This window comes from Ornithinibacillus liuyingii (assembly GCF_055550225.1).
The window spans coordinates 65580-91492 of the sequence record NZ_JBPWOS010000007.1 but is presented as its reverse complement, the minus strand read 5'-3'; the positions used below and the strand labels follow the sequence as shown (position 1 = coordinate 91492).

The 25913-nt window shown below is 36.6% G+C and carries 29 protein-coding genes; 1 reads left to right on the top strand and 28 read right to left on the bottom strand.

The annotated features are described in order from the left end of the window. Positions 1 to 15 precede the first annotated feature (15 nt). From ACSKT4_RS10945 to ACSKT4_RS10930, 4 genes are read right to left on the bottom strand one after another with little or no spacing between them, the layout of a single operon-like run. The gene (locus ACSKT4_RS10945; protein WP_186869862.1) at positions 16 to 999 is read right to left on the bottom strand and encodes an alpha-ketoacid dehydrogenase subunit beta; all 984 of its coding nucleotides are present in this window, start codon (positions 997 to 999) and stop codon (positions 16 to 18) included. Between the two features lie 12 nt (positions 1000 to 1011). Next, entirely contained in the window at positions 1012 to 2007 is a 996-nt protein-coding gene (locus ACSKT4_RS10940; RefSeq protein ID WP_186869863.1) for a thiamine pyrophosphate-dependent dehydrogenase E1 component subunit alpha, read from the bottom strand. A gap of 37 nt (positions 2008 to 2044) precedes the next feature. Beyond that, entirely contained in the window at positions 2045 to 3466 is a 1422-nt protein-coding gene (gene lpdA / locus ACSKT4_RS10935) for a dihydrolipoyl dehydrogenase (RefSeq protein ID WP_186869864.1), read from the bottom strand. A 14-nt stretch (positions 3467 to 3480) separates the two neighbouring features. Then, on the bottom strand, positions 3481 to 4578 hold the full coding sequence (locus ACSKT4_RS10930) for a Glu/Leu/Phe/Val family dehydrogenase (RefSeq protein WP_211741309.1): 1098 nt from the start codon (positions 4576 to 4578) through the stop codon (positions 3481 to 3483). A 369-nt stretch (positions 4579 to 4947) separates the two neighbouring features. Here ACSKT4_RS10930 and ACSKT4_RS10925 point away from each other — a divergent pair, with 369 nt between their 5' ends. Further along, the gene (locus tag ACSKT4_RS10925) at positions 4948 to 5181 is read left to right on the top strand and encodes a DUF2627 family protein (RefSeq protein ID WP_186869866.1); all 234 of its coding nucleotides are present in this window, start codon (positions 4948 to 4950) and stop codon (positions 5179 to 5181) included. 373 nt (positions 5182 to 5554) lie between these two features. Here ACSKT4_RS10925 and spo0A read toward each other — a convergent pair whose 3' ends face one another. The 24 genes from spo0A to ACSKT4_RS10805 form a co-directional block, all read right to left on the bottom strand. Continuing rightward, positions 5555 to 6337, bottom strand: a complete 783-nt coding sequence (gene spo0A, locus ACSKT4_RS10920) for a sporulation transcription factor Spo0A (RefSeq protein ID WP_186869867.1) — start codon at positions 6335 to 6337, stop codon at positions 5555 to 5557. 299 nt (positions 6338 to 6636) lie between these two features. After that, entirely contained in the window at positions 6637 to 7923 is a 1287-nt protein-coding gene (gene spoIVB / locus ACSKT4_RS10915; RefSeq protein WP_186869868.1) for a SpoIVB peptidase, read from the bottom strand. A 238-nt stretch (positions 7924 to 8161) separates the two neighbouring features. Next, positions 8162 to 9874, bottom strand: a complete 1713-nt coding sequence (recN, locus tag ACSKT4_RS10910; protein WP_186869869.1) for a DNA repair protein RecN — start codon at positions 9872 to 9874, stop codon at positions 8162 to 8164. A gap of 18 nt (positions 9875 to 9892) precedes the next feature. Further along, positions 9893 to 10342: a transcriptional regulator AhrC/ArgR gene (gene ahrC, locus ACSKT4_RS10905; RefSeq protein WP_186869870.1), complete on the bottom strand. Its 450-nt coding sequence runs from the start codon at positions 10340 to 10342 to the stop codon at positions 9893 to 9895. Positions 10343 to 10391: 49 nt separating this feature from the next. Then, positions 10392 to 11219 (bottom strand): TlyA family RNA methyltransferase, encoded by an 828-nt coding sequence (locus ACSKT4_RS10900; protein WP_186869871.1) that lies wholly within the window; start codon positions 11217 to 11219, stop codon positions 10392 to 10394. A gap of 27 nt (positions 11220 to 11246) precedes the next feature. Next, positions 11247 to 12131, bottom strand: coding sequence for a farnesyl diphosphate synthase (locus ACSKT4_RS10895; protein WP_186869872.1), 885 nt, complete (start codon positions 12129 to 12131; stop codon positions 11247 to 11249). Beyond that, positions 12131 to 12367, bottom strand: coding sequence for an exodeoxyribonuclease VII small subunit (locus ACSKT4_RS10890; protein ID WP_186869873.1), 237 nt, complete (start codon positions 12365 to 12367; stop codon positions 12131 to 12133). The genes ACSKT4_RS10895 and ACSKT4_RS10890 overlap by 1 nt, the downstream gene beginning before the upstream one ends. Further along, on the bottom strand, positions 12360 to 13709 hold the full coding sequence (gene xseA / locus ACSKT4_RS10885; protein WP_186869874.1) for an exodeoxyribonuclease VII large subunit: 1350 nt from the start codon (positions 13707 to 13709) through the stop codon (positions 12360 to 12362). Before xseA ends, ACSKT4_RS10890 begins: the two co-directional genes overlap by 8 nt. Further along, a complete protein-coding gene (gene folD / locus ACSKT4_RS10880; RefSeq protein ID WP_186869875.1) occupies positions 13706 to 14557 on the bottom strand; it encodes a bifunctional methylenetetrahydrofolate dehydrogenase/methenyltetrahydrofolate cyclohydrolase FolD in 852 nt (283 codons plus the stop codon). Before folD ends, xseA begins: the two co-directional genes overlap by 4 nt. Before the next feature lie 17 nt (positions 14558 to 14574). Further along, positions 14575 to 14955: a transcription antitermination factor NusB gene (gene nusB / locus ACSKT4_RS10875; protein WP_186869876.1), complete on the bottom strand. Its 381-nt coding sequence runs from the start codon at positions 14953 to 14955 to the stop codon at positions 14575 to 14577. Positions 14956 to 15094: 139 nt separating this feature from the next. Continuing rightward, positions 15095 to 15487, bottom strand: a complete 393-nt coding sequence (locus tag ACSKT4_RS10870; RefSeq protein WP_186869877.1) for an Asp23/Gls24 family envelope stress response protein — start codon at positions 15485 to 15487, stop codon at positions 15095 to 15097. A gap of 30 nt (positions 15488 to 15517) precedes the next feature. Further along, complete coding sequence (gene accC / locus ACSKT4_RS10865; protein ID WP_186869878.1) at positions 15518 to 16891, bottom strand: acetyl-CoA carboxylase biotin carboxylase subunit; 1374 nt, start codon at positions 16889 to 16891, stop codon at positions 15518 to 15520. Positions 16892 to 16905: 14 nt separating this feature from the next. Continuing rightward, positions 16906 to 17403 carry an acetyl-CoA carboxylase biotin carboxyl carrier protein gene (accB, locus tag ACSKT4_RS10860; RefSeq protein ID WP_186869879.1) on the bottom strand — a complete coding sequence of 166 codons (498 nt, stop codon included), beginning with the start codon at positions 17401 to 17403 and terminating at the stop codon, positions 16906 to 16908. A gap of 286 nt (positions 17404 to 17689) precedes the next feature. Next, positions 17690 to 18238: a SpoIIIAH-like family protein gene (locus tag ACSKT4_RS10855; protein ID WP_186869880.1), complete on the bottom strand. Its 549-nt coding sequence runs from the start codon at positions 18236 to 18238 to the stop codon at positions 17690 to 17692. A gap of 15 nt (positions 18239 to 18253) precedes the next feature. Further along, the gene (gene spoIIIAG, locus ACSKT4_RS10850; protein ID WP_186869881.1) at positions 18254 to 18877 is read right to left on the bottom strand and encodes a stage III sporulation protein AG; all 624 of its coding nucleotides are present in this window, start codon (positions 18875 to 18877) and stop codon (positions 18254 to 18256) included. Further along, positions 18874 to 19500: a stage III sporulation protein AF gene (spoIIIAF, locus tag ACSKT4_RS10845; protein ID WP_186869882.1), complete on the bottom strand. Its 627-nt coding sequence runs from the start codon at positions 19498 to 19500 to the stop codon at positions 18874 to 18876. The genes spoIIIAG and spoIIIAF overlap by 4 nt, the downstream gene beginning before the upstream one ends. 10 nt (positions 19501 to 19510) lie before the next feature. Next, complete coding sequence (gene spoIIIAE, locus ACSKT4_RS10840; protein WP_465823385.1) at positions 19511 to 20683, bottom strand: stage III sporulation protein AE; 1173 nt, start codon at positions 20681 to 20683, stop codon at positions 19511 to 19513. A 38-nt stretch (positions 20684 to 20721) separates the two neighbouring features. After that, a complete protein-coding gene (gene spoIIIAD, locus ACSKT4_RS10835) occupies positions 20722 to 21114 on the bottom strand; it encodes a stage III sporulation protein AD (protein WP_186869884.1) in 393 nt (130 codons plus the stop codon). A 5-nt stretch (positions 21115 to 21119) separates the two neighbouring features. After that, positions 21120 to 21326: a stage III sporulation protein AC gene (gene spoIIIAC, locus ACSKT4_RS10830; RefSeq protein WP_010093209.1), complete on the bottom strand. Its 207-nt coding sequence runs from the start codon at positions 21324 to 21326 to the stop codon at positions 21120 to 21122. Between the two features lie 18 nt (positions 21327 to 21344). Then, complete coding sequence (gene spoIIIAB, locus ACSKT4_RS10825; RefSeq protein WP_186869885.1) at positions 21345 to 21857, bottom strand: stage III sporulation protein SpoIIIAB; 513 nt, start codon at positions 21855 to 21857, stop codon at positions 21345 to 21347. Continuing rightward, complete coding sequence (gene spoIIIAA / locus ACSKT4_RS10820) at positions 21793 to 22779, bottom strand: stage III sporulation protein AA (protein ID WP_186869886.1); 987 nt, start codon at positions 22777 to 22779, stop codon at positions 21793 to 21795. The genes spoIIIAB and spoIIIAA overlap by 65 nt, the downstream gene beginning before the upstream one ends. A 296-nt stretch (positions 22780 to 23075) precedes the next feature. Continuing rightward, on the bottom strand, positions 23076 to 24056 hold the full coding sequence (locus ACSKT4_RS10815) for a prenyltransferase/squalene oxidase repeat-containing protein (protein WP_186869887.1): 981 nt from the start codon (positions 24054 to 24056) through the stop codon (positions 23076 to 23078). Between the two features lie 170 nt (positions 24057 to 24226). Next, positions 24227 to 24784: an elongation factor P gene (gene efp / locus ACSKT4_RS10810; protein WP_186869888.1), complete on the bottom strand. Its 558-nt coding sequence runs from the start codon at positions 24782 to 24784 to the stop codon at positions 24227 to 24229. Positions 24785 to 24811: 27 nt separating this feature from the next. Further along, positions 24812 to 25873 (bottom strand): M24 family metallopeptidase, encoded by a 1062-nt coding sequence (locus ACSKT4_RS10805; protein WP_186869889.1) that lies wholly within the window; start codon positions 25871 to 25873, stop codon positions 24812 to 24814. Between the last annotated feature and the right edge of the window lie 40 nt (positions 25874 to 25913).

Genomic DNA, 25913 nt, shown 5'->3' with positions numbered 1-25913 from the left:
CGTTTTCCCTCCTAGTTAAAATTCAGCTAATTCACGAATTGCTTTTTCGATTTTATCAGGATTCATCATAAAGAATTTTTCCATTGTAGGTGCATATGGCATGGCAGGTACATCAGGTCCAGCAAGTCTTTGAATAGGAGCATCTAGGTCAAACAAACAATTTTCTGCAATGATTGCTGCAACTTCCCCAATAATACTACCTTCTTTATTGTCCTCTGTGACTAATAGAACCTTTCCAGTCTTTTTGGCAGCTTCAATAATGGCTTCCTTATCCAATGGATAGATTGTACGTAAATCTAAAATATGGGCATCAATACCTTCTTCTGCTAACTTTTCAGCAGCTTGTAAGGCAAAGTGAACACATAATCCGTATGTAATGATGGTAATATCGGATCCTTCACGTTTCACATCCGCTTTACCTATTGGTAATACATAATCATCTTCTGGCACTTCACCTTTTAGTAAACGATAAGCACGTTTATGCTCAAAGAATAATACTGGGTCATTATCCCTAATTGCTGCTTTTAATAAACCTTTTACATCATAAGGTGTGGAAGGCATCACGATTTTTAATCCAGGTTGGTTAGCAAAAACAGCCTCAACCGATTGTGAATGATATAAAGCACCATGAACTCCACCGCCATAGGGTGCTCGAATGACAATTGGACAGTTCCAATCATTATTTGAACGATAACGAATTCTGGCTGCTTCTGAAATAATTTGGTTAACCGCAGGCATGATAAAATCTGCAAACTGCATCTCAGCAACTGGGCGCATTCCGTACATTGCTGCACCGATACCGACACCGGCAATAGCGGATTCTGCTAGTGGTGTATCTAGAACACGGTATTCACCGAACTCATCATATAATCCTTCTGTAGCCTTAAAAACGCCACCTTTTTTCCCAACGTCTTCCCCTAATACAAAAACCTTTTCATCACGTTGCATTTCTTCTCTTAAAGCAGTAGTAACAGCTTGTATATAAGACATGACTGGCATGGTTATCCCTCCCTACTTTTCTTCGTAAACATATTTTAATGCATCTTCTGGTGCAGCATACGGAGCATTCTCAGCATAGTCCGTTGCTTCATTGACAATTGAGTTGATTTCATTTGTCATATCTTTTTCTACTTCGTCCGTTAACACACCAACATCTTTTAGATACTGGGAAAATGTGAATATAGAATCAAGTTTTTTCGCTTCTTCTACTTCTTCACGACCACGATATGCACGGTCATCATCATCACTTGAGTGAGCAGTCAATCGATAAGATACTGCCTCAATCAGTGTTGGACCTTCACCACTAATTGCACGGTCACGAGCTTCTTTTACTACTTTATATACTTCTAATGGATCGTTTCCATCAACAGTGTAGCCTGGCATACCATAACCAATGGCTCTGTCCGATACCTTTTGGTTTCCTAGTTGTTTTTCCGCAGGTACGGAAATGGCATATTTATTATTTTCAACCATTGTAATTACTGGTAATTTATGAACTCCTGCAAAGTTCAACCCTTCATGGAAATCTCCCTGGTTAGACGAACCTTCACCTAATGTGACAAACGAAACAAATTGCTTCTCTTCCATTCTTGCAGCAAGCGCAACACCAACGGCATGTGGCAATTGCGTTGTAACAGGAGATGAACCCGTTAGAATTCGATTTTTCTTCTGACCAAAGTGACTTGGCATCTGTCTTCCACCAGAGTTTGGATCTTCTGCTTTGGCGAAGGCGGACAACATTAATTCTTTTGCTGTCATACCAAAAGCAAGTACAACTCCTAGATCACGATAATAAGGTGCTATATAATCTTCTTGACGATTTAAAGCAAACGCAGCTCCAATCTGTGCTGCCTCCTGACCTTGGCAAGAAATAACGAAAGGAATCTTCCCAGCACGATTCAATAACCACATTCTCTCATCTAGTTTCCTAGCAAGAAGCATTGTTTTGTACATTTCTAAAACTTGATCATTTGTTAGCCCAAGTTCTTCATGACGATTTTTTGCCATTTTTTAAGTCCCTCCCTTAACTAATTAAACATAAATATTATCCATGAATTTGTAAACCGTCAACCGCTAACGCTGCCTCGCCCATAACTTCAGAAAGGGTTGGATGTGGATGTACGGTTTGGGCAATTTCCCACGGTGTTGCATCCAATACTTTAGCAAGACCAGCCTCAGAGATCATATCTGTTACATGTGGACCGACCATATGCACGCCAAGTAAGTCCTCATTTTCTTTATTCATGATGATCTTGACGAAGCCATCCGATTCACCGTATACTAATGCCTTCCCAATTGCCTTAAACGGGAACTTTCCTACTTTTATATCATAGCCCTTTTCTTTTGCTTGTTTTTCTGTTAATCCGACACTTGCAGCCTCAGGACTAGAATAAATACAAGCTGGGATATTATCATAGTTTAAACGATGTGGTTGCTTCCCTGCCATATGTTCGACTGCAACAATCCCTTCATGAGATGCGACATGGGCTAATTGCATACCACCAATTACATCCCCAATTGCATAAATATGAGATTCTTTCGTTTGATAAAATGGTGATGTTTGAATAAATCCTTTCTCCATTACAATATCTGTATTTTCTAAGCCAATATTAGTTGTATTTGCCTGGCGTCCTACAGATACAAGGAGTTTATCCGCTGTAAAAACTTGATTAGATCCAGCAACTTCGGCTTCAATGGTTACACTGGCATCCTTTTTAACTGTTTCAGGTAGTACTTTTGCACCCTTAACAAAAGTTACCCCCTTACGCTTCAGTTGTTTTTCTACTTCTTTTGCAACATCAGCATCCTCAGTTGGTAAAATTTGATCTGTATATTCAATAACCGTTACGGCTACACCAAAGTCAGCTAACATAGACGCCCACTCAATACCGATTACACCACCACCGATAATGATGATAGACTCAGGCAAGCTCTCCATTTGTAATGCCTCATCTGAACTCATAATCATAGAACCGTCTATCTCAAGACCTGGTAATGATCTAGGAGAGGATCCTGTTGCAATTAAGACAAATTTTGGTACGATCATCGTGTTTTCATCACCATTTGCATATTCAATCGAAATCGTACCAGGTAGTGGAGAAAATATACTTGGCCCCAATATTCTCCCAAAACCATGAAAAACATCAATTTTCCCTTTCTTCATTAATGCCTGAACACCTTTATGTAGCGTATTGATAATCGAGTTTTTTCTCTCTTGAACACGATTAAAGTCTAGCGTTACATTATTGGCTTGAACACCAAACTCAAAAGCATTCTTCGTTTGCTTATACACTTCAGCACTTCGTAAAAGTGACTTAGATGGAATACAGCCTCTGTGTAGGCATGTACCACCAAGTTCACCCTTTTCGACAACCGCAACTTTCATGCCAAGCTGAGAGGCGCGGATAGCAGCTACATAGCCACCCGTTCCGCCTCCAAGTACTACTAAATCATACTCCTCAGCCATACTAATATGCCCCCTTACTTTCTTCTACTTAATGTATGAAGCCCATTTAATAAAAATTGACCTCTTGATTTTCTAACCGATTCGATACGTTCTTCTGCCATTCTATCAGCAGCTAAGTAAGTAGGAATATTATCTCTTCTTGAGATTTCAAACACCTTTAATAAACTGTCGTAAATTCCTTCTACCTTTTTCATCGCTCTTGATTGATTATAGCCATTTAACTCATCGGCAACATTGATTACCCCACCAGCATTGATAACATAATCTGGTGCATATACAATTCCCTTCTCAAACAATATATCACCATGTTCGGTACTTTTTAATTGATTATTAGCAGAACCAGCGACAACTTTTGCCTTTATGCGAGAAATAGTATCATCATTAATCGTTGCGCCTAATGCACATGGTGCATAAATGTCACAGTCCACTTCATAAATATCATCAGGATCTACTGCTGTCGCTCCAAATGCTTCTACTGCGCGATGGGCTGCAGCTTTATTAATATCTGTAACAATTAATTTCGCACCCTCTTTATGTAAATACTCACATAAAGTAAAAGCAACACTTCCGATTCCTTGTACAGCTACTGTTTTCCCCTCTAAAGAATCATCACCATATGCTTCTAAAGCAGCAGCTTTCATTCCTTTATATACGCCATAAGCTGTTACAGGAGATGGGTCACCAGATGAACCGAACTCAGGTGAAATTCCGGTAACAAAGTCTGTTTCCATATGGATTAAATCCATATCCTCAACCGTAGTTCCTACATCTTCTGCAGTTATGTATCTGCCATTTAAACCTTGAATATATCTTCCAAACGCTCGAAACATCTCTGGATTCTTATCTTTTCTAGGATCACCAATGATGACAGTTTTTCCACCACCTAAGTTTAATCCAGCAGCAGCGTTTTTATATGTCATACCTTTCGCTAAACGCATTGCATCAACAATTGCATCTTCCTCTGAAGCATATGTCCACATTCTAGTCCCGCCAAGAGCTGGTCCTAACGTCGTATCGTGAATTGCAATTATTGCTTTTAAGCCAGAGTTCTTATCTTGGCAAAACACCAATTGCTCGTAATCATATACTTCCATGTCTTTAAAAATATCCATTTCTATTCCTCCTCATTTATAAAACGTTGCTATTTATAACTGCTTAAGCTATTAATAAATAAGCTTTCTTGACGTTAAATAAGCCATTGAAACTAACACTTTAAAAACACTACTTTTACATTATAATACAAAATCCCTATTCATAGGAAATGTAAGCGCTTTATTTATTATTCAAATAAAAAATATTTTTTAAATATTAAAAAATATTGAGGTTATATAGCTATATATTTCGGTATTTTTTTATGCGCTTTTCTCTATCATACGGTACATTTTCCATAATGGCAAATTAAAATTTTATCTATTTTTTATATTTTGGTATACTATGGGCTAAGTAGAATCTATCTATCGGGAGAAAGAAAAGGAGATAAAATGGTCAGATTATTAGCAGTATTAGTTATTTTTATACCTGGCATTATTGCAGCAATTGGGATTAAATTAATGCGAGACACATTATTTGATGATTTCCACCCTATTTTTTTCCACGCTTGGATCCAATTTGGGATTGGTTTGTTCCTATTTATTGCAGGACTAGCATTTTTAGGAGGATTTATCATTTATCGTGACCGCAAGAAGCAAGCAGAAAAGAAGGCAAAGGGCATCTAGTAAACGTTTACTACTGTTTTTATGAAAGTAGAAAAAAATTAGATAAGAAATAGTTTTCGATATAACAGTGATGAAGTTAGTAAACAAAATTTATCCTAGCTAGGAAAAATCTAGGAGAGAAATGAAGAAATCTTAGGTAAGTAGATCCATGGCTTGACAGTATAAAAAAACAGAGCCTAAAAATTATCTTGCACATACGTGTAAACATCAACCAATTCATCTGATAACATTAAAAAAGACACCATCCTTTATTGATTTTTTACAAACCAATAAAAAATGATATCTTTTATCAATTGCTAGGCATTTATCGGTAACTACTCTTGTTTAGCAATATATGTAAAATTGCTATTAACCCATTAATACCAACGATTCATTAAGAAGCCTTGTGGTCAAGCCTTAAACGGTCCGCCACCATTGCGATAAATTCAGAATTTGTTGGTTTGGCTTTTGAAATACTTACCGTGTATCCAAATAAGGCGGATATAGAGTCGATGTTTCCACGGCTCCAGGCGACTTCGATTGCATGTCGAATAGCACGTTCGACACGTGATGAAGTCGTATTAAATTTCTTTGCGATATCTGGATATAACACTTTTGTAATGGAGCCAAGTAATTCAATATCATTATATACCATGGTAATGGCTTCTCGTAAGTACATATAACCTTTAATATGAGCAGGTACGCCTATTTCATGAATAATATTGGTAATACTTGCTTCTAAATCTTTCTTCTTTCTTTCCTTCTTCATACCAAAGTTTGAACGGTTAGAAAGAACACTTCGTCCATTTACTTGGCGAATCTGTTCCGCAAGATTCTCTAAATCAAATGGTTTTAAAATAAAATAAGATGCCCCTAAATCAACAGCTTTTTTCATAACCTCCTCTTGTCCAAAAGCCGTTAACATAATAACATACGGATCATTACTTGACTTACCTTTTTCTCTAAGCATATTTAGAACGGCTAACCCATCTACATGAGGCATAATGATATCCAGCACCAATACATCAGGTTTCTTTTCTTCAACTAATGCTAGACAATCTTTACCGTTGTATGCTGTGCCAACCACTTCAATATCTGGTTGTTCATCAAAAAACTCTTCCATTAAATTGATTAAATCCCTGTTGTCATCTACTAAACAAACTGAAATCTTATCCACAAAATGCTCCTCCTTTAAGGTATTTCCATAATGTCCACTCTATGTATTCGACAAAACTTCAAAATATCCTTCTTTTTTTAAAAAAACTTTGCGTTTTTTTATCTTTTCTTTAATTTACTTTATTTTGCTTTCATTTTCGTTATGATTCGATTTTATCCGACAGCTAATTCGATTTTTTGTCGAAAAATATTTAATTCTATTCCTCCAAGTCGTATATTCCCGGTTACATACAAAATAAAACCTAAAATCAAATTAAAAGAACCCATGCATCAATGCACAGGTTCTCTTTCCACACTATATTAACTCGCTTGTTTCTTCTCTTTATTATAGATATCCACTCCAGCATCCTGGAGCATCCATTCAATATGAACACCATATCCACTTGTTGGATCATTGACAAAAACATGTGTTACTGCTCCAATAACTTTGTCATTTTGAATAATCGGGCTACCACTCATCCCCTGTACAATACCACCAGTTGCTTCTAATAATTTTGGGTCGGTAATTTGTATAACCATACCTTTTGTAGCAGGAGTTTTTTGCGGTACACTAGAAACAATTTCCACATCAAATTCCTCTACCTTCTCCCCATCGATAACCGTTAATATTTTGGCCGGTCCTTCTTTAACTTCATGTGATAACGCAATTGGCATTGGTTTATCATACTTACCATTCTCAATCGATTCATCTAACTTACCAAAGATACCAAATGGACTATTCTTCGTAATAGTACCGATTTTATTTTCTCTGATTGAAAACTTAGCTTGCTTTTCACCAGGGGTACCGTTATTCCCCTTTTGAATCGAGGTCACAGTGGATCTAACAATTGTACCGTCATGAATTTCGATCGGTTTCTTCGTATCCATGTCCGAGATAACATGTCCTAATGCACCGTATTTTTTCGATTTAGGCTCGAAGAACGTCATCGTGCCTATACCTGCGGCTGAATCACGAATATATAAGCCAATCCGGTATTCATTTTCCTTTTCATCCAATACAGGCTTTAATTCCGTATCAAAGGTCTCCTTACCACGTTTGACCTTCACTTTTAATGGTTCGGAGCTTTTACCGGACTCTTCGACAATTGGTTTAACGTCCTTCATTTCCTCTATCTTTTGACCATTTATTTCCATGATTACATCACCGACTTTAATCTCTGCCTCTTCACCAGGAGACATCGTACCATTTTCACCGTTTACAAGATGATGGCCAACTACCAATACTCCAAGGGTTTGTAGCTGTACACCAATTGATTGTCCACCTGGAATTACTTTAACGTCCTTTAATATCGAAACGTCAACTTTCTTAATTGGTACTCCAGCAACGGAATAATATAATTGACTATCGCCTGGTTCAGTAACATGGAAACTCGACGCGTTAACCGCTTCTGAATTATTGTCCGTAGATGCGTATACTTGAACAGCATTACCTAGGTTAGGAACCTCTAAGGGGAATTGATTTTGAAACGTTACAATCTTATTTGGAATGGTAAAATAATTTTGTATAGGGGGCGTAAAAGGAACAATTAGCAATGTGAGTAGTAGTAAAAATCCTGTTACGATTCGAATTTTGTCTATGTGCTTCACAAATGTCCACTCTCCTTGTTCCTAAACCCATACCATATTTTTATATCTGTACTTCTAATTTGACCTTTAATAGCTATTTTTAAACCGGGAAAAGATAAGAAAACCTGCTTATCTTTTCCTTTACAAATATTGTATGAAGAAAATTCAGGGAATCGAGACTAGACATCATGTTTCACACAGATATAAAAAAACGCTGTCCCTTCGTTATATCTAATAAGGGACAGCATTTTAATATATATTAACTATTTACTGTAGCTCTTTTAAACCCTTGTGCTAATTTATGTAGCTCTTTGGCATGCTCCTTCGCTGTTTCTGTCACTTTTGTACCCGTCATCATTCTCGTTAACTCATTGATTTGTTCTAATTCCGTTAGTTCGCTAACTTGCGTGACAGTACGATTCTCTAATTCGTTTTTTTCAATAAATAAATGTGTATCTGCCATTGCTGCTACTTGTGGTAAGTGGGTAATACATAACACTTGAGAGTCATTAGATATTTGGAATATTTTCTCCGCAATAGCTTGTGCTACTCTTCCACTTACTCCCGTGTCTACCTCATCAAAAATGACACTAGTCACACCTTGATGCTTAGCAAACAATTTCTTCAATACTAACATAATTCTAGAAAGTTCTCCGCCTGATGCGACTTTGGAGATCTCTTTTAATGGTTCACCTAAATTCGTTGAAATAAGAAAACGAATTTGATCAAAACCATTTTTATGAAGGGGGACATTTTCTACAACATTCTCAGGTATGAATTGAACAGAGAACGATGCTTTTTCTAAATATAAGTCCTTTAATTCTTCCTGTACCTCTCGGATTAAATTGCTCGCCGCCTGTTTTCGGATCGCATGTAATTGCTGCGCCTCAATAAACGCATCTTCCTCTAGTTCGTTTATTTCATTAGCTAAACGCTGGAGGTGGGAGTCTTTATTTTTTATTTGCTCAATTTCTTCCTCGATAGAACCCATATATTCAATCATTTCGCTAACGGATGTACCATATTTCTTTTTTAAACGACTTATCTCAGCTAATCTTCCTTCAATTTCATTTAAACGGTCCGGATCGTATTCTAAGGTTTCTAAGAAATTACTCAATTCGTATGTCAGATCTTCCATCATATAATAATGATTGGATAATGACTCTGATTTTTTGGCAATTACATCGTCATAGTGGTTTATTTCCTCTAGTGACCTTTGTGCAACACTTAACCATTCAAGTCCTTTTTGCTCACCATATAATGCATTATACGCCTCGTGAACACCTTTATAAATTTTTTCATAATTAACCAGCTGGTTGCGTTCTTTCTCTAATTGAACATCTTCGTCTGGGACAAGATTTGCCTTTTCCAGTTCATTTAATTGGAACTCCAGTAGATCTAATCGTTGAGCCATCTCCTGCTCGTTTTCATTTAGCTCTTTATAACGTCTTTTTAATGTTTCAAGTCGCTGAAATAATTCGGTGTACTCTTCTTTAACTTGTTCAATCTCATCACAGTTATATAAATCCAATAATTCTATATGGTTCTCTGGTTCCATTAAAGATTGGGTTTCATGCTGACTATGAATATCAATTAGTGTTCTTCCAAATTCCTTTAAGATAGCGAGTGTAACTAATTTTCCATTAACACGGCAAATACTTTTACCAGAAGTCGTGATTACCCGTTGCAACACGACTTCCCCATCATTAATTTCTATCCCATATTGTTTGCCGACTAAATAAATTTGATGTGAAGTAGATTCGATTAAAAATAACCCTTCTATTTCTGCTTTGTCTTCTCCATGCCTAATAAAATCTACAGAAGCTCGTCCACCTGCAAGTAATTGAATCGCATCAATTATAATGGACTTACCTGCCCCTGTTTCACCAGACAATACGGTTAGACCTTCTTTAAATGTTAAAGTAATCTGGTCAATAATCGCAAAGTTACGTATCGATAATTCAGTTAACATCTGGTCACCCCATTTTGCTTAAAGCATATTGATAAAACGGTCTTTAATTTCAACTGCATCTTCTTCCGTGCGGCAAATAATAAGAATTGTATCGTCTCCACAAATTGTTCCCATGATTTCTTCCCAATCTAGATTATCAATTAGAACACCAACTGCATGAGCATTACCTGGTAAAGTCTTTAGTACGATAAAGTGGCTCGTATGATCGATTTTTACGAAAGCATCCATGATAAGTCGCTTTAATTTATCATGGGGATTAAAACGTTGGTCTGCAGGTAAGCTATATTTATATTTACCACCAGTGGTAGGAACCTTTACTAGGTGTAGTTCTTTTATATCTCTTGAAACCGTTGCTTGTGTCACGTTATAGCCTAAGCTTTTTAACCGGTCTACTAACTCATCTTGCGTGTCGATATCATTCTCTGTTATTAATTCTCTAATTTTTATATGTCTTTGAATCTTACTCATATTGCACCCCCAATTTAATTAAAAAGGACTACGATTGTAGTCCATTTACTCATGTATTCTGTGCTGATTTCAATTCTGAATGAGCTTCATCGACTACGACTCCAGGATTCAGTTCTTCGATGGATTTTCCAGGTTCGTCTTTATCCCAACCTAGATGAGCTAAAAATTCAACATTTCCATCTCCTCCCGTTATAGGGGAAAATGTTAAACCGTAAAGCTCAAACCCCTCTTCCATAGCGAATGCCAGAATCGTTTGTAACACTTCCACATGTACTTTTTTATCACGTACAATGCCTTTTTTTCCAACTTGTTCTCTTCCAGCTTCAAATTGAGGCTTAATTAACGTGACAATATCACTATTTGGCAATAACAGCTTCTTTAATACAGGTAGAATTAATTTTAACGAAATAAATGATACGTCTATCGTGGCAAAGTTAGGTAATCCTTTTCCTAACATATCTTCTGTTACATATCTAAAATTCGTTCTTTCCATCACTTCTACACGTGGATCGTTCCGGAGTTTCCAATCCAGTTGATTATATCCTACATCTATTGCATAACAAAGCTTAGCCCCAGACTGTAATGCACAATCTGTAAATCCACCAGTTGATGATCCTATATCCATCATAATTTTATCATGAACATCCACAGAAAACACTTTCAAAGCCTTCTCCAGCTTCAGCCCACCTCTACCAACATACGGTATTAACTTACCCTTGATGGTTAAAGGGATGTCCTGATCAACCTTCATCCCTGGTTTATCTAGTCTTTCTTGTTCAGAATATACTAATCCAGCCATAACAGCTCGTTTAGCCTTTTCTCTTGTATCGATTAAATTACGTTCTACAAGGAGAACATCAAGTCTAATTTTGCTCATATACTTAAATCCTTTACTGGTTGGAGTTTAATGATCACGCTCGCTGAAATAATCGGTTAAATCTGCGAGTCTAGATGTATCCGCATTTGCTTTTTTTAATAATTCTTTTGCTTTCTCTATATAGTGCTTCTTCATCTCGATAGCACCGTCTAACCCTAATAACTTCGGGTATGTACTTTTATTGTTGGATTCGTCACTACCTACAGCCTTCCCTAATTTTTGTTCATCACCGGTAACATCTAGTATGTCATCTTGAACCTGGAAAATTAATCCTAAATAATGGGCAAAATCTTGTAAATAGCTGATTTGTTCCTTAGTAGCATTTCCTAAATAAGCTCCGGCTGTTACGGCAAATCTTAACAGCTCACCTGTTTTTAACGCATGGATTTTCTCCAGCATTTCTATGGTAACCGTTTGATTCTCAGCCTCCATATCTAGAATTTGACCTGCAACCATACCGGTTGGTCCACTTGCTTGAGCTAACAGCTGAATAAGGTACACTTTTTCGGAATTTGATAACAATGCATCGTTTGTAATCATTTCAAAACTAAAGGTTAATAATGCGTCCCCAGCTAGGATAGCAGTTGCTTCACCAAACACTTTATGGTTCGTGAGCAATCCTCGTCTATAATCATCATCATCCATTGCTGGTAAGTCATCATGTATTAAGGAATACGTATGAATCATTTCAAGTGCTGATGCTGTTCGATATGTCTTTTCCACATTTGAAGCATACGCCTCAAAGCTTGCTAATAATAAAATCGGACGTAGCCTCTTACCGCCTGCTTCCAAGGAATAAAGCATAGACTTCTTTAACGACGTAGGGATGTCTAATTGACGTACGTGTTTCGTTAATTCTTCATGAAATACTTTTTGGTTCGTCTCTATGTAGTTTTTTAATAACGTTCCCACTACTTTTCATCCTCCTGTATATCAAAAGGAACTAGTTCTCCCTGGTCATTCATAATTTGCACCATTTTATCTTGGATATGATTTAATTTATCACTACAGATTTTAGATAGCATCATTCCATCCTGATAATATGAGATTGCCTTTTCTAAAGGTACATCGCCTTCTTCTAATTTCCCAATGATATCCTCTAATTTCTCCATCGCTTCTTCAAATGTTAAATCTTTATATTTATCCATTATGAGTCTCCTTTACATCTAAAACTTCACAGTCCACTATACCATCGTGGAGATTGATACTAATCCGATCATGCTGTTTTACTTGTGATTTCGATTTAATAATATCACCTGTTGGTGTATAAGGAATCGCAAATCCGCGTTTCATGATTTCTAGTGGATTTAATAAACTAAGTTTATCCATTGATCGGGTTAACTGAATAGACTGCTTTTCGACATATTGATTCATCACTTGATTATTTTTTTTTATCAATTGACTTAATGCTTTTGTCGCTTGTTCTATTCGTCTTTTTGGATGTTGAGTAGAAAGCCTCGTCTTATAATTAGTGAATCGCTCCATCTTTTTGTTAACTTCTAGTTGGAAGGATCGGTCCATTCGTTCCCTATTCTTATCTAGCTCCTGTTCCTTTTGTCTTATTAGCTGTTCAGGGTAACGAAATGCATAAGCATTTGCCATTTGCTTCAATTTACTCTGCTGATGCTTAATGGAAATCGTAACTAAACTAGTTAACGTTTGTTTCATTTTAGTGATCCGGTCTAGTAATTCATATTGCGATGGAACCGCAAGCTCAGCTGCACCAGTCGGAGTTGGCGCTCGTAAATCTGCTACATAATCACTAATGGTAACATCTGTCTCATGTCCAACAGCAGATATAATGGGAATCTTAGAATGAAAAATAGCTTCAGCTACACTTTCCTCATTGAAACTCCACAATTCTTCTATAGATCCGCCACCTCTTCCAAGTATAATGACATCAAATTCCCCCATATCATTCGCTTTATATATTGCTTTCGTAATGGAGGATGCTGCATTAACACCTTGAACTAAAACTGGTAACACGGTCACTTGTGCGACTGGATACCGTCTTTTAATTGTTGTGATAATATCGCGGACAGCTGCACCAGTAGGAGAAGTAATTACACCAATATGGTGAGGAATGGTAGGAATTTTCTTCTTATACTGTTCATCAAAGTAACCTTTTGTTCGTAAGCGTTCCTTAAGTTGTTCAAAAGCTAAGTACAAGGATCCAAGACCATCAGGCTCCATTTGTTGAATATATAACTGATATTGTCCAGTTGCTTCGAATACACTAACTTCTCCACGAACTAAAACCTTCATTCCATTTTCAGGTTTAAACTTAAGAAATCGATTGTTTCCAGCAAACATCACCGCATTGATTCGTGCCTGGTCATCTTTGATGGTTAAATACATATGGCCTCTAGAGTGTAATTTAAAATTAGATATTTCCCCCTTGAGCCAAACGTCTCGTAGATGGGGGTCCATATCTAATTTTCGTTTCATATATTTAGTTAAAGCGGTAACTGTTAAGTACTTATTTGTCATTTTACCAAACCTTTTGCAGCTTTAATGGTATTATGTAATAACATCGTAATGGTCATCGGACCTACACCACGGGGAACTGGTGTTATATAGTTAGCCTGTTCAGAGGCACTTTCAAAGTCAACATCGCCTGTCAATGATCCATCCTCTAGTCGATTAATACCGACATCTATCACTACAGCACCTTCTTTTATATACGCTTTGTCAATGACATTCGGTCTACCAACGGCAACAATAAGAATGTCTGCTGTATTCGTTATCTCTTTTAAATTATTTGTTTTAGAATGGCAATATGTTACCGTTGCATTTTCGTTGAGTAATAATTGTCCAACTGGTTTCCCTACAATATTACTTCTCCCAATTACAACAGCATGCTTCCCTTCTATTGTAATATTTTTGGACTTTAGCATCGTGATAATCCCATACGGCGTGCAAGGCAAGAAAGTGTCTTGTCCAGTCATCATTTTTCCAATATTATAAGGATGAAAACCATCCACATCTTTTTTTGGATCAATGGATTCAATAATATGTTCTACATTAATATGATCTGGAAGTGGTAATTGAACTAGGATTCCGTGTACCCCGTTGTCACTGTTAAGCTGTTCGATTGTCTGTAATAATTCTTTTTCTGTTACAGTGTCAGGGAGTTCCACTATCTCTGAGCTTATTCCTACTTCCTCAGAAGCGCGCTTCTTTCCATTAACATAAGATCTAGATGCTGGATTATTCCCAACTAAAACAACTGTTAAATGGGGCAGAATATTTTGTTGCTTTAAATATTCCACCTCTTTTTTCATATCTAACTTTAGTTGCATAGACAATTCCTTACCATTTATAACCTCAGCTACCATTATTATCTTCCCCTTTATTACTTGATAATTTTAGATAACACGCCGTTTACAAACTTACCTGATTTCTCGTCTCCGTACATTTTTGCTAAATTAACTGCTTCATTAATCGATACATTCTCAGGAATATCTTCCATATATTTTAGTTCATAAGTTGCAATTCGCAGTACTGTTTTCTCAACAGATGGAAGGCGTTGTAATGACCATTTTTCTAAATGACTTGAAATGATTTCATCGATTGCTTGTTTTTCTTTCACTACACCTAATACAAGCATTTGCAGAAAATCATCCTTTTTCTCCTCATCTAATCTCTCTTGTATGGTAATTTCGATATCTTCTTCTAACATATCTAATTGAAATAATATTTGAAATGCTTTTTCTCTTGCTTCGTGACGTTTCATCATGCATTACTCCTTTAATAATCTCCTTCAAATCATAACATGATTACGAGACAGACGCCACAAACTAACGAATTCTTTTTCATCATAATAAAGAAAGAAAGGTCAAAGGTATGATTATACCATTTGACCTTTCTTATTGTTATTGTGCTTCGTCTGAACTATCCTTTTCCATTTGTAATCCTACTACATGTACGTTTACTTCAGAGATATCTAATGATGTCATCGTTTTTAATGTCTGTCTGATATTCGACTGAATTTTTTGCGCTACTTCTGGGATCGATACACCAAAATCTAAGACAACATATACGTCAATGACTATCCCATCTTCTGCAAGCTCTACCTTAACGCCTTTACTATGGGACTTCTTGCCAAATTTTTCAACGACTCCCGTTGCAAAATTCCCGCGCATATTGGCAAGGCCATCAACTTCTGATGCTGCAATTCCAGCGATTACCTCAATAACCTCTGGGGCTATTTCAACCTTACCAAGTCCTGTATTTTCACTCATATTTACTAAAGACTGTTCTGCCATCCTCTCACTCCTTTTCAAATTGAGGTATGCTTAGCTGTTAGTTTTAGTTTCACTTGATTCTAAAATCGGATGTTCCTCTAGGAAGTTTGTATTGAAATCACCATCAATAAATACTTCATGCTCCATAATAAGGCGATGAAATGGAATGGTTGTATGGATTCCTTCCACTAGAAACTCATCTAGTGCCCGTTTCATACGAGAAATTGCTTCCTCTCGTGTAGAACCATACGTGATTAGCTTAGCAATCATAGAATCATAATATGGTGGTATAGCATAACCAGGGTATACAGCAGAATCTACTCTTACTCCTAACCCACCGGGAGGTAAGTACATATTAATTTTCCCGGGAGAAGGCATAAAATTCTTAAATGGTTGTTCTGCATTGATTCTACACTCAATTGCCCATCCATTAAAGGTAACATCCTCTTGTTTTACTGATAATTCCTCACCGTTGGCAATGTTAATTTGCTCTTTAATCAGGTCAATACCGGTTACCATTTCTGTTACCGGGTGCTCAACTTGAATTCTTGTGTTCATTTCCATGAAGTAGAAATCATTTGTTTTTCGATCAAAAATAAACTCAATTGTTCCGGCACCAACATAGTCTACTGCCTTAGCAGCTTTTACTGCTGCTTCTCCCATTTTAGCACGAATTTCTTCATTTAGGGCAGGGGATGGTGTTTCTTCGATTAATTTTTGTAATCTGCGCTGAATACTACAGTCACGTTCCCCAAGATGAATAACATTTCCATGGGTATCGGCTAAGACTTGGATTTCAACATGTCGGAAATCTTCTATGAATTTTTCGATATAAACCCCTGGATTACCAAAGGCTGTTTCTGCTTCCTTCTGGGTAATACGAATCCCCTTAATTAAATCCTCTTCTGTTCTTGCAACTCGTATACCTTTTCCACCACCACCAGCGGTAGCTTTAATGATTACTGGATAACCGATGGATTTTGCAATTTGAATTGCTTCTTCTTCACTTTCTATTATACCATCAGAACCGGGAACAATCGGTACATTTGCTTTTCGCATTGTATCACGAGCGACATCTTTAATTCCCATTTTTTGAATTGCTTCTGGTGTTGGTCCTACAAAAGTAATATTACATGCTTTACAGATCTCGGCAAAGTCAGCATTTTCTGCTAAAAATCCGTATCCTGGATGGATGGCATCTACATCTCTTAAATTAGCAATACTTATTATATTCGTGAAGTTTAAATAACTGTCCTTACTTGAATTGGGACCAATACAATATGCTTCATCCGCTAATTGAACATGTAATGCCTCTTGATCAGCTTCTGAGTATACTGCCACTGTTTCAATACCCATCTCTTTACATGCACGAATAATTCGGACAGCTATTTCTCCTCTGTTTGCAATTAGCAATTTCTTTATCATATTAGCTCGTCCCCTTATTTCCTTTTCACTCTAAATAGTGGTTGCCCATATTCTACAAGCTCTCCATTTTCCACTAGAATTTCAACGATTTCACCATTCACTTCCGCTTCGATTTCATTAAATAACTTCATTGCTTCTACAATACAAACTACTGTATCGTTAGAAACCGAACTTCCAACAGTTACAAATGGGTCACTATCTGGATTAGGAGCACTATAGAACGTTCCTACCATTGGTGATGTTATCTCATAGTCAAAGTTTGATTTCGCTTCCGTTACAGGAGCTTCCGTTTTCTGAACCGTCTCTTGTTTAACTTCTGGCGTAGCAGCTTGTTGAGCTGGTACTGGTGTCACTTCTTTTTCTACTTGAACAACCGGTTTCGATTGCACTACGACATTTTCCCCTGCTTTTTTCATAGATACTTTTGTACCGTTTGTTTCATAAGTAAACTCATTGATTGAAGATTGATCTACTAATTTTATTATTTCACGTATTTCTTGTACTTTTAACATTATGAATTAGCACTCCCTTACCTTTTTATTATTAGGTACTAATAACTCCTCTTAATATTTTACGACAATTATAGGGATAACTTCAACAAATAAATGAATTATCGGTAGAACAATGCTTTCACATTACCCCCATTATAACAATCTACCCTCTTCTACGCGAATTAAATCAGATCTATCGTTTTATTGCATAACCTATCACATTGTTATACACGAACTAAAAACCTTTAAAAATAGACAAAAAAATAAAACATCAAGCCGATTAGACTTGATGCCAGTATAAGTATTGTTAGCTTTCGGTAGCAGGTTGTTGAATAACATTAACAGGAATTTCACCAAATTCATCTCGAACCATTTGCATAATGTTTACCACTTCTGTTGGGGTTAGTTCTTCCACTAATTGTACATGTACATGTACAACATCACCATCAGTACGAACTAAAACATCTTGGTATTCTGCCGAGTCTAATATCGTTTCCTCCAAAATCATTTCTTTGGAGTAGACTTTATCAATGGTATCTATTTCTTCATATGCTTGATTCTTTTCTTCTGCGGAAGCAGTACTACTTGCTACAATATCTTCTAATCTATCTTTTTTCTTACTTCTTTCTTCTTGTACTTCCAATCTAAGTGCTGCAAATAAGTCATTTGCTTCTGAAACAACGTTAACATTTGACCCATTCGCTGGTGTGGATTCGTTAGTAGCCTCTTCTGTATCTGCATCATCATCTGTATTCATATAGGCCAAATCACCCGGATTAGACGTCATGTAATACACACTCAACACAATCATTAAACTTAACATCGTTAATAGCCAAACAGTTTGTTTTTTCAACATTACTTCATCCTCCCTTTAATTTTTAGGATTTACAGATACTTTATGTGTTGGAACATCAAGCACTCTAGAGATAGCTTCTACAACCCATTGTTTAACGGTAGCACTTTCAACACCCTTTGCTACCACAAGAACTCCCCTTACCTTAGGTTTTTTCGTTTGAACTAAGACAGGTGTTTCTTGGTCACCTTGTCTTACAATGACCGTCTGGGTTTCTTCTGTTAGTTCGTCAATATTTCTTGTCCCACCATTTCGGTCGTTTTCTTCCGTTTGCTGAGTTCCTTTAATTAAGTTTTTTTCATAGACCTTGACATCCGTAGAGTCTAGATTGACCATTACTTCTACTTCTGAGACACCATCAATTTTTTCTAGCATTCCTTTTAATTGCTTTTGATAGTTTGCCTCCAATACGCTGACATCAGATGTTGTACCTGATTCATGGGAACTTACTTCTTCAGATTGGGACTCAGATTCTAATTCCAACCTTGGCATATCTTGTCCCAAATCTTTCTGGGATGAGGAAGAAAATATGTTACCCATTAAGATTACAAGTAAGGCAACTAGTCCAATTAGGATGACATAGCCAGTTTTCTTAGATCCATTTAACTTATCCTTTAGAAATTCTTGTAATTTATTTATCAAGATGTCCCTCCCTCCCATATGACAGTTAATTTTTTATCTGATAATTCCCAAGTCTCACGTAACAAGGATTCAACTTCCTGAAGATCTATATCGACTTCCTGAGTTGTAACCTCTTGTTTCCTTGCATCAATAACAACATCTTCTACTGCATTTACTGCTCCCTCCCCTGCTTCTGATTCTCCAAGATAAACCACCACTTCTTCTAGCCCCTCATAGGAGATTGCTGCTCCTTCTTTAAAATCGAAATCTAATTTTTTTATTTCTGCTTGATAGTTGTCCAATAGAGGAGCACTTGCTATATCTTTTAGTTGGACAGCCATTTGTTCTAAAATATATGCGCTAGTTGACGATTCTATTTCACTTTTTTGCAATTCAATCAAATTTTCTACTTTCGGATCACTAGAAGTTTCATTGATAAGAGTAGAGAAGGATTGCTCTACAGCTTCTTTTATATCAACCTTAAACAGATAAAATATAGGCTGTAAAAAAATTAAAATTAACACCAATCCAATCACAAATTTTATATACTTTTTCATTCCACCAGTGGGTACTAGCAAATCGATTATGGTTGCTAGCAAAATAAAAACAATAATTTGTGCAACCCAGTTAATTAAAAAATCCATTTCCATCATCCTATCGAAGCAATAGTGTGATATTACTTGCAGTGACTATAATGACAATTGCTAGAAAGAACATAAGGGATACAGCAAGCAAACAAGCTAGAATATAGACAATATATTTGCTTATCGTGTTTAGACTAGTAATAATTGGTCCATCTGCTACTGGTTGAAGTACTGCTGCAGCAACTTTATAGATTAGGGCTATCGCAAATATTTTTATCGCTGGAAATAAAGCTATAAAGATTATGATGGCAACTCCGACTATTCCAACCGCATTTTTCAAGATTAATGAAGCGCTAAGAACGGTATCTGCTGCATCTGTAAAGGTTCTCCCCACCACCGGGATAAAGTTTCCTGTTACAAATTTAGCTGTTTTCATTGCTACACCATCCTGAATAGCACTTGCTGCACCTTGTACAGAAAGAACACCTAAAAATATCGTTAAAAAGATCCCTAACGTAACCAAACCGATTGATCGAAACAAATCAGCAAGGTTTGTAACTTTATGGTTTTCATTTAAACTGCTCACAATAATTAGTAATGCCGATAGAAATAATAATGGCATGATAAAGTTAGAAACTAAGACTCCACTGAAATTAATTAGAAATATAATGATTGGATGAAAAAAAGAAACGGAAATCAAGCTGCCAAATGATGCCATTAAACCTAGTACTAACGGAATTAAAGCAATCATAAAGCTACTCATCATATTAATGGCATCCTTCGCATAAGAGACTGCCAAGTAAAAACTATTTAAAGCGATAAATATAAGAACAATGTAAACGACAAAATAAGCGATTTTACTAACGGAAGTTCTTTCAAAGGCTGTATGCATCGTTTGAAGAAGTACAGAAAATAATGTTAATAATAGAAGTGATCCTAATAATTTTCCATTCAATATCACTTCATGTAATAAATATTCAAGTCCACCTGTCAGAATATTGCTAATCGAGAACTCATCATTTCCTTTAATAAATTCATAAAGACTTGTTTTTTGTAATTCCGGAATATATCCGCCATACTCATCCACTACCACATTCCAATATTCTTGCATCCCATCAAATGAGACTTCATTTAATAGAGCGTCCTCAACGGGAGCTTCAGCATTATCGTCTGCATACACAACGGATTGTCCTAGAAACAGAAATAACATTAATAAACAACCAATCCTACTAGCTTGCTTCATCCGCTTCGATTGCTCCCTTCCTTTCTAACATTTCTCCTTTACACAGAAGGTAAGAAATTTAGAATAGCTTCTACTACTGCTGTTATAATTGGTATTGCAAGTAATAAAATAAATATCTTTCCAGCAAGCTCTATTTTGGAAGCTACCGCACTAAGTCCTGCATCTTTTGTAATACTGGCTCCTAATTCTGTAATATAAGCAATACCGATTATTTTTAGGATAGTCTCAATGTACATGGAGTTAATGGCTGCTTTTTGACCTAATGACTCAATTAGTCGAATAATGGAACCAATTTGGCTAATAACCGCTATAAATAATGCAATACCCGTAATGAGTATGATAAGAAATGCAAAGGGGCCGCGCATATCCTTTAAAATGATGTATAGAATACTAGCTATAATGCCTAGTGTGACGATTTGAATAATATCCATTTGACTTACCCTTGAAAAAGAAATACAGATCGGATTTGTTGAAATAAATCAGATAACCCATTTATGACGACAACAAGGACAATAATAAATCCGACCAACGTGACAAATTGCGCGATTTCTTCCTTCCCCATTTGCTTTAAGATTGTGTGAATCAAAGCGACAATAATTCCAATTCCTGCAATTTGAAATAATATCGATGCATCTGATAGCATAATGCAGCCCCTTCCTCCCTAAATAAGCAATAATACGATGAACAGGCCTGTTAAAAAGCCTAGATTTTTGGCCATCTTTCCGTACTTATCCTGATCATCTCTTGCATCATCTAATTCTCTTTCCAAATGCTTAATCGTTAGCTGTATATGTTTTTGTTGCTGGTCAAAATCATGTTGCCCAAGCGTTCTTCCAAACTGAAGAAGAATCTCTTTTTCATGTGATGTTAAACTAGAATTTTCAATATAATTTGCAACACATTCTTCCCATACTAAGTCAAAATAGCTATTCGTTCCCATCATCTTATTAGCCACTGATTGGAAAAAAGATGCACATGGTTCTGGGATTTGTTTGGCAATAGATATAAATGCATCGTGCAGTGGCATCTGACTATATAAGATTTCTGCCTCTAATACTTGAAGGGCATTGATGAGCTGACGGATTTGCTTTGGCCGCCGAGCCAATTTATTACTCCACTCGAATCCTAGCCATGTTGTTACTCCGATGAAGAGTAGTGCCCCGATCCACTTCATTTGGATAGCACCCCGTTTTCTTATAGATATTTTTATCATTTTCATCAAAGATTGACTGAATCGTTCCGGGAGCGGACTGTCCTTTTAGCAGTACAACTCGTCTAAAGACCTTTTTTTCTAGTAGTGGAAGAATGGAAGGCCTTTTCTTTAATTCTTCTAAGGTTTGTCCATGAATCGTACATATTACGGTAACACCAGCATTAATCGCATTTGTTAAGGCTTGTACATCTTTATCGCTGCCAATCTCATCCACTACTAATATCTCCGGTGACATAGATCGAATGAGCATCATCATGCCCTCTGCTTTTGGACAAGCATCTAAGACATCTGTTCGTCTTCCAAGGTCATGTTGTGGTACACCTTTTAAACATGCCGCAATTTCCGAGCGTTCATCAACGACTCCTACCTTTTTAGGTGGTATATGGTTCCATCCTGATGAAATAATTCGAATGACATCTCGAATGAGCGTTGTTTTCCCTGACTGTGGAGAGCCAACAAATAACGTATTGAGAAATCCATTCTCATATAGATAAGGCATGACTTGTTGCCCGACACCGATTTTCTGTTTTGCGATACGAATATTGAAAAAGGTAATATATTGAATGGCCTTTACCGTTCCGTGTACCGTATTTACTTTGCCTGCAAGTCCTACTCGGTGACCCCCTTCTATGGTGATATAACCCTCCCTTAATTCATCCTCCATCCTATATAAAGAAAACTCACTCAACTGATTCACGATGAATACATTATCCTGTTTATTCGGTCTAGCTTGTGTTACCCATTCCACCCCTTGGTCAAAGATAAGTTCGATTGGTTGGTTCAAACGAACGCGAATCTCTTGTACCATATTCCAACGCTTCCCAATTTTGCTTCTTAAGACCGTTTGTATTTCAGTCGGAAATAAACGTAGTATCTCCTCCATAGCTTGTCCCCACTTTGTATCGGTTTTTAATTGTTTTCATTTTCTATAAATAAATGTATGTTGGAATGTAGATTTTATGACTGATAGAACGAACTTAATAGTTTTGCTACAAATAAAATTGATAGAGTAGAAAGAGTGTATATTTTATGAACAGACATGATGAGCCTCCTTGTTTTTATATTTTCAAACCATGCACAGCTAAACGAGTAGGTATATTTCGATCCGATTAAAAGAACAGCAAAAAAAAGATGCCCACCAAAAAGGTGACCATCTCTTTTCTTTGCGTTTTACTAAAGTTAGAATCGTATTTTTTTCATCTCGCTCTTTTCAATATCTATATCTAAATACCCGAATGAATCAAAGCGTTTATATCTTTCTACTGCTAAAATCCCCTTCCAATAGATTCTTGCCATTTCAAATTCCTTCGGATAATTCCCCCACTCCCAAGAAATATCCCATGTACCATCTTCAGAAAGTTGGTTTACATAAAACATAAAATTTTGATCAATTAATGATCCAAGTTTACTACATAGCTTATCGGATGGACTTTGTACAAAATCCAATGGTAGTGGCTCATAGCCAGTGTCCCATTGCGTTACATCTTTATTGATACATTCCAATGCTAAGTCAATCACTTTCTCTTCAACTTGTTCAAAGGAAAACGGTATATGGGATTCAAAGGTAGATTGATGTGGTTTTAATAGCTTGATACATTGTTGGAAATTATTAATCTCGTGCTTGTCCATTTCAGTTTGATTCATTAAATGCGTAACAGCCTTGCCCACTGAATCCCATCCTATTTCTGAGCTGCTACTCGTCGGTTCTGACCAATGTATAAGGGTCGCTGCAAGTTCTACACTTGGGTTAAATGACCAGTTCTCTTGGACTCCTTCTTCCCAGTGCCACCATGGCGCATGTGGATAATCATTATTTTCTGGTAATACAGATGTCCACTGACCCGATTCTTCATTATATGTATCAATCAAATAAGAAATAAGTTTCTGAACGATTGGTTCTTCCTTTTCTGCACCTATTTCGATTAAAACTTGAGCCGCTGCCCAAGAAGCCATAGGAGAGGACTTCGGCAACCAAAAATCCGGTTCAATCCCATGGCCGAACCCACCATCCTCATTTTGAAATTCCTTGAGACTTTTTAGCACCTTATCCTTACTACCAGTACCAAATACATAATCAAAACGGTCGATTTCTAGATTCCTGCAATGACGTAATAAAAATTCTCTCGTACGATTAAATTGTTCGCTAGCTACTTTTTTCAATATTTGCCTTCCTTTCACATTTGCATGGATTAGTTTATCCTCTATACTCCCTATATTTTATCATAATATTTCCAAAAATATAAAATATCATTAAACATATTCTCGTTCATCGCATAAAAAAATGACCATCTTAACTGATGATCATTCTTCAACTTATTATTTAGGAGATATTATGCTCTAGAAACGTATTTACCATCAGAGGTATTGATAATTAGCTTATCGCCTACGTTAATAAAGAATGGAACTTGCACGACTAATCCAGTTTCTACTGTAGCCGGTTTTGAACCACCGCTTGCTGTATCACCTTTAATACCTGGTTCTGTCTCAATTACTTCAAGTTCAACATTGTTTGGTAAGTCGATACCTAACATTTGACCTTGATAAGAAATAATCGATACTTCCATATTTTCCTTAATAAATTTTAATTCATACTCAATTTGGTCAGAGCTAAGCTCGATTTGTTCATACGTAGCTGTATCCATAAATGCATGTGAATCTCCAGATGCATATAGATATTGCATCTTTTTATGTTCAACATGTGCTTTACCTACTTTTTCTCCAGCACGGAATGTTTTTTCTTGAATGTTACCATTACGAAGGTTACGAAGCTTTGATCTTACAAAAGCTGCACCTTTACCTGGCTTAACATGTTGGAAATCAACAACTTGCCATACATCATTATCTAATTCAATTGTTAATCCTGTCTTAAAATCGTTTACTGAAATCATTCTATTTCCTCCTCATTGAAACACAGCTTATAGCTGAATAAGTTCTTTCGTTGATGTTGTTAAACGTTCATTACCAGTTTCTGTAATGACAATATCATCTTCTATACGACATCCGCCAACATTTGGAATATAAATACCTGGTTCAACGGTAACAACCATACCGGGTTCTAATTTTAATCCACTACGGAAAGAAAGTCCAGGACCTTCGTGCACTTCTAACCCAATTCCATGTCCAGTAGAGTGGCCGAAATAGTCGCCGTAACCTTGTTCTTTAATATAATCTCTTGTTAAAGCATCTGCTTCAATTCCAGTCATACCTGGCTTAATTCCATTCACTCCACGAAGTTGTGCTTCAAGTACTGTGTCGTAAATTTTTCGTAATTCAGCACTAATCTCACCAACTGCGACTGTTCGCGTGATATCTGAAACATATCCATCATAAAGAGCCCCGTAGTCTAATGTTACTAGCTCACCTGCTTGGATTTCTTTAGTAGAAGCAACTCCATGTGGCATAGCGGAACGGAAGCCTGATGCAACAATCGTATCAAAGCTTGATTGTGTAGCGCCTTGTCTACGCATAAAAAATTCAAGCTCATTGGAAACATCAATTTCTTTTACACCTGGTTTAATGTAACCTTGAATATGTTCAAAAGCAGCATCTGCAATTTCTGCTGCCTTCTTTAGAATAGTCAGCTCTTCTGGTGTTTTAATTAAACGAATTTTCTCTACAATTTCACTAGTTGGGACTAATTCAGCGTCCAATAGCTCATTATAGCGATCATATGTAGCATATGTAATATGATTTTTTTCAAAACCTAATCTTTTCACATGTAGTCGTGTTAATTGTGCATTTACTTCTTCTTCAATTAACGTCTTATGCTCGATAATAGTAAAGCCCTTTGCTTGTTCTGCAGCTTGTTCTGTATAACGGAAATCAGTAATAAAGATAGCTTCTTCTGCACTAACAATCGCAATACCAGCAGTACCAGTAAATCCTGTTACATATCGACGGTTAATAGGACTTGTAATCATTAATGCATCAAGATTCAATTCTTGAAGTGATTGTCTGATCTTATTTATTTTTTCCATCTCTTCATCCCTTTCCTTTTTGCTCACCAGCTTATAATGA